This is a genomic window from Vibrio sp. V19_P1S1T109 (assembly GCF_002241375.1).
GTDB classification, from domain to species: Bacteria; Pseudomonadota; Gammaproteobacteria; order Enterobacterales; family Vibrionaceae; genus Vibrio; species Vibrio anguillarum.
Genome location: NZ_NDIM01000068.1, coordinates 1 through 3,315, shown reverse-complemented (window position 1 = coordinate 3,315; position 3,315 = coordinate 1). Strand labels below are relative to the sequence as shown.

The following is a 3,315-nucleotide window of genomic DNA, read 5'->3' as shown; positions in this document are numbered from 1 at the left end:
CGGTGTATACTGGTCGCAATTCATAAAAATAATACGCTATGGTTATGACTCCATTTATCGCTGCTACTGGACTAACAAATCCACACCTTCAGACTCTGCTTCCTCGTTTGTTGCGCAAACGCGCACGTTTTGAGCCGCTGTGGCAAACGCTGTTTACACCTGATGGTGATTTTTTAGACCTTGCTTGGAGTGATGATTGGCGCTCAGAGCGAGTACAAAATAAACCCCTATTTATCTTGTTTCATGGCTTAGAAGGCAGTTTTCATAGCCCTTATGCCAATGGCTTAATGTACGCCTTCGCACAGCAGGGGTGGTTATCGGTCATGATGCATTTTCGCGGCTGTAGCGGCAAACCGAACCATCTGGCACGCGCTTACCATTCTGGTGAAGTTGAAGATGCACGCTTTGTGCTCGAATACATACGCAAGCAATGCCCAAATCGACCTATCGTGGCAGTGGGCATTTCTCTTGGCGGCAATATGTTGGTTAATTACTTAGCACAATATAGTCACGACCCGATCGTTAGCGCAGCAACCGTTGTCTCCGCTCCGCTCGATCTGGCAGCGTGTTCCACACGCATTGAACAGGGATTTTCAAAGGTTTATCGCGCTTACTTACTGACATCATTGAAAAAAAATGCACTAAAGAAACAGCATCTTTTACATAATGAGTTAGGTATTTCTAACCATCAAATTAAACACATCAAAAAACTTTACGAATTTGACGATCTCATCACCGCACCTTTGCATGGTTTTCAAGATGCGCAGGATTACTACCAGCAGTGCTCAGGCCTTTCAAAGCTGACACAAATTCGCGTGCCGCTACAAATCATTCAAGCGCAAGATGATCCCTTTATGACGGATGCCGTGATCCCCAAATTTTCCTTGCCAGACAACATCCATTACCGCTTATTTACCCAAGGTGGCCATGTCGGTTTTCTCAGCGGTAGCGCGCTTAAACCTAAATTTTGGCTCGAAGAAGCACTTCCAACCTATTACGAAAACCTGCGTCACGGCAACCCTATTGATCATCAATGCAACGCATGATTAATCACATATCGATTTAAATCGATACCCTTTTTTCCATGACAGTTTAAGAGGTCGTCATGCTTATTCCTTGGCAGCACATTGCGCCTGAAACACTGGATAATTTGATTGAAACGTTTGTATTACGCGAAGGTACTGATTACGGAGAGCAGGAAGTACCATTGCAGCAAAAAATCGAGCAAATAAAGAAACAGCTCGCAACAGGGGAGGCGATCATCGTCTATTCTGAGTTGCATGAAAGTGTGGATATTCAATTGCGTAAATAATTTCAGCTCAAAACAATCTACTCTTTTCGTGCTATATTGCAGCCATCGATAACAAGTACGTTACATACAGACAGGGTTTGTCATGTCAGCAAAACATCCAATTATCGCTGTCACCGGCTCGTCCGGTGCCGGTACAACTACGACCTCAGAAGCCTTTCGCAAAATGTTCAATATGATGAACATTAAACCAGCATGGGTTGAAGGGGATAGCTTCCATCGTTTTACACGGCCAGAAATGGATGTGGAAATTCGTAAAGCGCGCGAACAAGGGAAGCACATCAGTTACTTTGGTCCACAAGCCAATGATTTTCCTGCATTGGAAGAATTTTTCCGCCAATATGGGAAATTAGGCACAGGCCAAGTTCGCCGCTATCTACACTCTTTTGACGAAGCTGTGCCCTACAATCAAATGCCCGGCACCTTTACACCTTGGCAAGATTTACCAGAAAACTCGGATGTGATGTTTTACGAAGGTCTGCATGGCGGTGTAGTCGATGGCGATGTAAACGTCGCGCAGCATGTCGATTTTTTGATAGGCATGGTGCCAATCGTTAACCTTGAGTGGATACAAAAGTACGTGCGTGATACTCGTGATCGAGGCCATTCACGTGAAGCGGTGATGGATTCCATCGTCCGTTCGATGGATGATTACCTCAATTACATCACCCCCCAATTCTCACGAACTCACATCAACTTCCAACGGGTACCGACGGTTGATACTTCAAACCCACTTAACGCCAAGGGCATCCCTAGTTTGGATGAAAGCTTCGTCGTGATCCGCCTGCGCGGCATAAAGAATGTTGATTTCCCCTATCTGCTCGCCATGATTGATGGCTCTTTTATGTCGCGCCACAACACCATTGTGGTACCGGGTGGCAAGATGAGTTTTGCGATGGAATTGATCGTCAGACCGATCCTGCAGCAATTGATTGAAACAGGTAAAATTGGCTAAGTGATCGGACAAGTTGACGGTTACTTTTCATACCGTGATCATGTGCACAGTTTTGCGTAAAAAATCATGCCACTGACACGATTAAAATCAAGAAATCGTTTCTGAAAAAGGATACTATCCTTAACCGAAACACAAGTTAGCTTGCAGCATTTGGAAAGTGCTCTTATCCTAGTAAGCTTATTTTAGGCTTAGCTACAATATGGAAAGCGGCAAGCGTACCCTGCAGAGGAAGTGAGATATTATGGTTCTAGGTAAACCTCAAACCGATCCAACACTAGAGTGGTTTCTTTCACACTGTCATATTCATAAATACCCATCGAAAAGCACGTTGATTCATGCGGGCGAAAAAGCAGAGACGCTGTACTACATCGTCAAAGGCTCGGTAGCGGTATTGATTAAAGACGAAGAAGGTAAAGAGATGATCCTCTCTTACCTCAACCAAGGTGACTTTATCGGTGAACTTGGTCTATTCGAAGAAGACCAAGAGCGTACTGCTTGGGTTCGTGCAAAATCTCCTTGTGAAGTTGCGGAAATTTCATTTAAGAAATTCCGTCAGCTTATCCAAGTGAACCCAGACATCTTAATGCGTCTGTCTGCACAAATTTCTCGACGTCTACAAGTCACCAGTCAAAAAGTGGGTGATTTAGCCTTCCTAGACGTGACGGGTCGTATTGCACAAACGCTACTCAACCTAGCGAAACAACCTGATGCAATGACGCACCCAGATGGCATGCAAATCAAAATCACCCGTCAAGAGATCGGCCAAATTGTAGGCTGTTCTCGTGAAACTGTAGGACGTATTTTGAAGATGCTCGAAGAGCAGAATTTAATTTCTGCCCACGGTAAAACCATCGTGGTGTACGGAACTCGTTAATTTTCAAACGCAAACACCTTGATTAAAGAGCCAGTTTTACTGGCTCTTTTTTTTCGCCAACTCTTTGAATTATTTCCATTCGCTTAAATTATCTCTCATCCGTTCATCACTTAAAAAAATCTGAACTATACTAATTTCACAGATAAAAAGACCTAACGTATTGACATAGTACATAAT

Annotated in this window: 4 protein-coding genes; all 4 read left to right on the top strand. The window is 44.0% G+C overall.

Annotation, left to right across the window (positions count from 1 at the left end; all coding sequences use genetic code 11):
• The first annotated feature begins 38 nt into the window (after positions 1–38).
• Positions 39–1,046 (top strand): hydrolase, encoded by a 1,008-nt coding sequence (locus B9J87_RS03385; protein ID WP_094149350.1) that lies wholly within the window; start codon positions 39–41, stop codon positions 1,044–1,046.
• Positions 1,047–1,105: 59 nt separating this feature from the next.
• Positions 1,106–1,312 (top strand): YheU family protein, encoded by a 207-nt coding sequence (locus B9J87_RS03380; protein ID WP_010318743.1) that lies wholly within the window; start codon positions 1,106–1,108, stop codon positions 1,310–1,312.
• An 82-nt stretch (positions 1,313–1,394) separates the two neighbouring features.
• Positions 1,395–2,264 carry a phosphoribulokinase gene (locus tag B9J87_RS03375; RefSeq protein WP_010318742.1) on the top strand — a complete coding sequence of 290 codons (870 nt, stop codon included), beginning with the start codon at positions 1,395–1,397 and terminating at the stop codon, positions 2,262–2,264.
• 241 nt (positions 2,265–2,505) lie between these two features.
• Positions 2,506–3,138, top strand: coding sequence for a cAMP-activated global transcriptional regulator CRP (gene crp / locus B9J87_RS03370; protein WP_010318741.1), 633 nt, complete (start codon positions 2,506–2,508; stop codon positions 3,136–3,138).
• The last annotated feature ends 177 nt before the right edge of the window (positions 3,139–3,315 follow it).

Coding starts and splice junctions, on each gene's coding strand:
- crp (WP_010318741.1), top strand. CDS start 2,506: ATGGTTCTAGGTAAACCTCAAACCGATCCAACACTAGAGTGGTTTCTT.
- B9J87_RS03375 (WP_010318742.1), top strand. CDS start 1,395: ATGTCAGCAAAACATCCAATTATCGCTGTCACCGGCTCGTCCGGTGCC.
- B9J87_RS03380 (WP_010318743.1), top strand. CDS start 1,106: ATGCTTATTCCTTGGCAGCACATTGCGCCTGAAACACTGGATAATTTG.
- B9J87_RS03385 (WP_094149350.1), top strand. CDS start 39: ATGGTTATGACTCCATTTATCGCTGCTACTGGACTAACAAATCCACAC.